At 32.9% G+C, this 4,019-nt stretch carries 4 protein-coding genes and 2 tRNA genes; 2 read left to right on the top strand and 4 right to left on the bottom strand.

Annotation, left to right across the window (positions count from 1 at the left end; genetic code table 11):
- From ACJML3_RS00095 to ACJML3_RS00080, 4 genes are all read right to left on the bottom strand, one after another.
- A partial coding sequence (locus ACJML3_RS00095; RefSeq protein WP_406019587.1) for a hypothetical protein occupies positions 1 to 241 on the bottom strand: 241 nt, incomplete at its 3' end.
- A 133-nt stretch (positions 242 to 374) separates the two neighbouring features.
- Entirely contained in the window at positions 375 to 866 is a 492-nt protein-coding gene (locus tag ACJML3_RS00090; protein ID WP_406019586.1) for a phosphatidylglycerophosphatase A, read from the bottom strand.
- 358 nt (positions 867 to 1,224) lie between these two features.
- Positions 1,225 to 1,309 (bottom strand) — tRNA-Leu (locus tag ACJML3_RS00085).
- 9 nt (positions 1,310 to 1,318) lie between these two features.
- Positions 1,319 to 1,392 (bottom strand) — tRNA-Arg (locus ACJML3_RS00080).
- Between the two features lie 106 nt (positions 1,393 to 1,498).
- Between ACJML3_RS00080 and ACJML3_RS00075 the strand changes: the two genes are divergently transcribed.
- Entirely contained in the window at positions 1,499 to 2,236 is a 738-nt protein-coding gene (locus tag ACJML3_RS00075) for a ThiF family adenylyltransferase (protein WP_406019585.1), read from the top strand.
- Positions 2,237 to 2,248: 12 nt separating this feature from the next.
- The coding region (locus ACJML3_RS00070; protein WP_406019584.1) for a toprim domain-containing protein at positions 2,249 to 4,019 on the top strand (1,771 nt) is incomplete at its 3' end.

The following is a 4,019-nucleotide window of genomic DNA, read 5'->3' as shown; positions in this document are numbered from 1 at the left end:
CTTTTGCCATGCTGTGCGAATTAATCAGAGGCTTAATAATAGATTCCTTTAAATGATCCTTAATTACCTGTGAAATAACACGGTTTGACTCTTGTATCCCCCTTTCAGTCATTTGCTTAACGGTATATACAGATACAGCTGTTGATAATATAAAACTTAAAAAAATACCAACAAAAACAAGTGCATAAACCTTGCCTTGTTTTTCATAAGAGTGGAGTCGACTTACAGATCTTAAATTCATATATTTTGATATCTTCCAATTAAGGTTATTCCGATTTGGAACAAAAAAAATACACGGATTCCTTTCAAATATAGTATGGAACCGCAATATTTTTTTGTCTGATATCAAAAATTCACGTCTAAGAAGAGATTATTTATAGAAAAAAGTAAAAAAATATGTGAGCACAGGCAAGTGATGCTATTCCAGCAAGAACATCATCAACCATAACACCTAATCCACCACCAATTTTTCTATCAGCAAGAGAAATAGGCCAAGGCTTTATAATGTCGAATATTCTAAAAAGAACAAATGCTAAGAGGCATAAATACCATTCTTTTGGGAATGCTATAACAGAAATAAACATTCCTGCAAATTCGTCAATTACAATGGAGCTGTTATCATGCATTCCCATTGCTTTTTCTGTTTTAGATGATGCGATTGTACCTAAGATAAACACAGCAAGAACAACAATAAGCTGTAGATATAAAGGAGCATAAATCAATGCCACACATAAAGGGATTGCAGCTAGTGATCCAAAAGTTCCTGGTGCTTTTGGGATAAGACCAGAACCAAAGCCTACCGCAATTAGATGCCATGGATTTAATAAATTAAGGTTCTTTAATGGGGTTGTATCATGCTTATCCATTGTCTTCCTTTTGCTAAATATCATTCAGTATTGTGAGTATATGAAGTATTTTGTACAGACTGATTATACGAGAAAAAAGAATGTTTTTTCACTCTTCAAAGCTCTTTGCTTATTACTGCAAGAATCATTCTTTAATTGCAACTATTAAAATCATTCAGTATTTTGTGCAAAATTCCTTGAAGATTTTTAATTTCGGTTATTTTCTTCATTTAATTTTGTGCACACAAATCTATAAAAAACACTACAGAAATATTGCATAAAAAAATACAGTTTTTAAATACCTGTAGTGCCGATGAGCTTCAAAGAAACTGAAAGATATAAAATAATACAAAGAGAAATAAGATGATAAGATAGGATATGGTGCGAAAGATGGGACTCGAACCCACACGCCTTGCGGTACAAACACCTGAAGCTTGCGCGTCTACCAATTTCGCCACTTTCGCACACTATTTTGATCCCGATGAGATTCGAACTCATGACCACCGGCTTCGGAAACCGATACTCTGTCCAGCTGAGCTACGGGATCATTAAACGAACCACAATCGAAATTGTGGTCACTATTATATGCAAGATCATTTAATAATTCAATAAAGCATAATAAAATGAAGTAATATTTTTTTAGGAAAAAAATTATGAATTTTGATAGTAAATTAGCATTTAGAGGCATTCGCGCACTTTTCGGAAATGATGGTTTTGAGAAGCTTCAAAGATCTCATGTAACAGTCATTGGCGTTGGAGGAATAGGTTCTTGGTGTACCGAAGCTTTATGCCGTTCTGCCGTTGGCTCATTAACACTGATTGATAACGATGTTATTGAAATAACAAATTCAAACAGACAATTACATACAATGACAACAACCGTTGGTAGTTACAAAGCAGACGAACTTGCAAAAAGATTACTTTTAATCAACCCAGATCTAAAAATTGAAGTTATAAGAGAAAAGCTTACAAAAGAAAACATCGACTCAATAATGGAATCACGTTCTGATAATGTATGTGAATGCATTGACGATATTGATGCTAAGGCTTATGTTGTAAACTATCTGTACAATAAAAAAGCAAACTTTATTGTATCTGGTGGTGCAGGAGGCAGAATCGATCCTACCAAACTTAAGCTTGGTGATGTTGTAACTGCAAACGGAGATGCACTTATCAGTAAATTAAGAACAAAACTCAGACGAGAATACGGTTTTAGCAGAACAGCTAAAAAATTTAATATAATGTGTACATACTCTAATGAAACACCTAGATATTCTTCAAAAGATGATTATCTAAGTGGCGATCTTCCAACATTCGGTGCTTCAATGAGTGTAACCGCATCTGCTGGATTACTTCTTTCGTCATGGATGATTGCAAAACTTACAAAATAGTAGGAACAAACAATGAGAGAGAATGAGTTTGAGAAAATAAAGCAGGAACTAGAAGAAAAACTTCCTGAATATTTAAAAAAGAGAGGAATCAATCCTATCACTAACTTTAGGTGCTTAAATCCTGAGGATGATGGTTCTTTTCCAAGCATGAGCTATGACAGTATTGAACATAAAGTAAAATGTGTTCACTGTAATGCTAAGTACTCTATTTTCGATCTCATTGGTATAGACTACAACATTTCTGACTTCGCTCATCAATTTATAAAAGCCCATGAAATGTTTTTAGGCAAGCTATCTATAGGCCTAATTGATTATCTGAAGAATGGAGCTGATGATAAAGACTCCTCAAGTCAGGGGGACTTTTCTCCTCCATTTTTTGAAATAGAAGATAACTTTTCCACTAATAACAAATATTCTGATCTAAACTCAATCAGTCCATCTTCATTTGTTACTCCTAAATTTGGTGAAAACAACAGATTTAATCAAGATGAAGATCCATTCTCAAAAAGCTCAAATGATAGTAGTAAAGACTATATGGGAATAGATTTCAAATTTGATGAAATACAGAATCCTATAAGTGATGAAGATAATTTTACTAATTTCACTTTTGAGACATTCAAAAACACAACAGAACAGATGGAATCAAACTCTGATTCTTCATTATCATTCATCCCTGATGATTTAGAAAAATATAATTACGTTGATTACCTAACAGAATGCACTCAAAACGTCATTAATACAGATTATTTCAAAAAAAGAGGCTTATCAGACAGCGTCATCCGTAGGTTCAGACTTGGATATGATGATCGATTCAACCTTAACTTTGAACAGAATAATTCACATAAAATTGAAACTGCTGCAATTATCCCTTATGGCATGCATGGATTCTGTGCAAGAAACACTGACAGCAAAGAAAAGAATGATCGCTATGTAAAAAAAGGCGAGGTACCTTTATTTAACAAGGTTGCTTTAGAACAGGAAGGACCAATCTTTATTACTGAAGGTGAATTTGACGCCTTAAGTATAGAAACTTTAGGATACAGAGCAATCGCATTAGGTGGTGCTGGAAATATAAAGCCAGCAATCAAAGCTATTTGTGAATGCAATGAAAATCATATATTTTATATTTGTCCTGATAATGATGAAGTAGGCTTTGAATGTGCAAATAATCTGTATAAAAGCCTTTGTGAGCTGGATAAAGATTGTAAAATTATCAACTTATCTGCTCCATTCAAAGATATCAATGATGCTCTACTGCATGATTCCCAATCACTCAAAGCAAGAATTGATAACATCGAAAAAATTGAAAGATCAAATCAAGAAAAACTTGATTATCCATATTCTGCACCTGTATTTATTACAAATAATGCAGAAATAAACAGATTAGATATTTCAGATGAACTGTACGCTTTTACAGGAAACTCTCAGACTTTGCGATATCTTGTAGCGGATATAATAAAAAACCGTTCTGCAAAGATTCTATATTTAGCAAAGAACTATCAGTGCAGATATTTAAGCATGATCCTTTCTAAAACACTTAATAGTTCTTTACTTCACAATACAGACAATTTCAATGTTGTAGCTATTGATGAATTAAATATTCTTGATGACCTTGAGAGAATAATAAATAACCAAAAGGTTCTTAACGAAACTCATCAAAAAATAATTGTGGATTTAACTTCATTAGAAAAAGAAAAAGCTAAATCAATTATTGAAACAATTGCTGAGGATAAAAATAGATTTTCTAAAGGAATAATTGTTCTTTGTAATGATTCAATGTCTG

Origin of the sequence: Succinivibrio sp. (genome assembly GCF_045124615.1) — a bacterium.
GTDB classification, from domain to species: Bacteria; Pseudomonadota; Gammaproteobacteria; order Enterobacterales; family Succinivibrionaceae; genus Succinivibrio; species Succinivibrio faecicola.
Note: the sequence above shows the minus strand (reverse complement) of the source record. Positions and strands in the feature narration are given on the sequence as shown.

Coding starts and splice junctions, on each gene's coding strand:
- ACJML3_RS00075 (WP_406019585.1), top strand. CDS start 1,499: ATGAATTTTGATAGTAAATTAGCATTTAGAGGCATTCGCGCACTTTTC.
- ACJML3_RS00090 (WP_406019586.1), bottom strand. CDS start 866: ATGGATAAGCATGATACAACCCCATTAAAGAACCTTAATTTATTAAAT.